2 protein-coding genes are annotated in these 941 nt (G+C 59.9%); both read right to left on the reverse strand.

The genetic code is table 11. The annotated features are described in order from the left end of the window. A partial coding sequence (locus DD606_RS25665; protein ID WP_176691519.1) for an NADH-quinone oxidoreductase subunit C occupies nucleotides 1-366 on the reverse strand: 366 nt, incomplete at its 3' end. Between the two features lie 15 nt (nucleotides 367-381). Further along, the coding region (locus DD606_RS25670) for a respiratory chain complex I subunit 1 family protein (protein ID WP_176691520.1) at nucleotides 382-941 on the reverse strand (560 nt) is incomplete at its 5' end.

Raw genomic sequence — 941 nt, forward strand, 5'->3', positions numbered from 1 at the left:
GTACATGTCGCGCACTTCGCGCTCGCCCCAGACGGCGGCAGGCACGCGCGGCGTGACGGACGGGTATTCCGGTTTATTCGGGTCGACTTCGACGCGCACGGTGATCCAGCACTTCTCGCCCTGCTCCATTGACATCACGTAGTACACCGCGTAACTGCCGCACAGCTGGCGCTCGTCGTTACCGAACAACACCGACAGCCAGCCGCCCTGCTGGTAGTAGAGAAACTCCACCACTTCCGGCAGATAGTTCACCTTAATGGTGACGGTGATCTGGTCTTTGGTTTGCCAGGACTCCTCCAGCACCACGCCCGGGAAAGCCTGATGCAACGCGGCGAGATACTGCTGACCTTTCTTTTCTTCAGACATAAACACTCTCTTTAATCACGCCACCAGCAAGGAGACGAACGCTAAAAATGCAAAACCAAACCCGGCCCAGGTAATGCGTGACGTTTCGACAAAACGCAGGCGCGCCATGCTGTTTTCAAACAGGGCAATGACCAGCACGCCGATAAGCAGCTTGAGCACAGCCACCACCACGGCCAGCAGCAGGCCGCCCGCAGAGAAGTGCGTCATCTGCCCCCACGGGAAGAAAACGCCGACGAACATCTGCAACACCACCAGCTGCTTGAGACTGATGCCCCACTTCAGCACCGCAAAGCCGTAGCCGCTGTACTCGGTGAGCGGCCCCTCCTGTAATTCCTGCTCCGCTTCCGCGAGATCGAACGGCAGCTTGCCCATCTCGATAAACGTGGCGAACGCGCAGGCGCAGAGCGCCAGCACCAGCGGGAGCGAACGTGAAACCGGCCAGTGGTAAACGGTGTCGGTGATGAAACTGATGTGGGTCGAGCCTGCAACCTGCGCGGCGACCCACAGCCCCAGCAGCAGAATTGGCTCAACCAGCACGCCGAGCATCGCCTCGCGGCTGGCGCCGATACCCGTAA

It is taken from the genome of Enterobacter cloacae complex sp. GF14B, from assembly GCF_004136805.1.
Lineage (GTDB): Bacteria > Pseudomonadota > Gammaproteobacteria > Enterobacterales > Enterobacteriaceae > Enterobacter > Enterobacter hormaechei_C.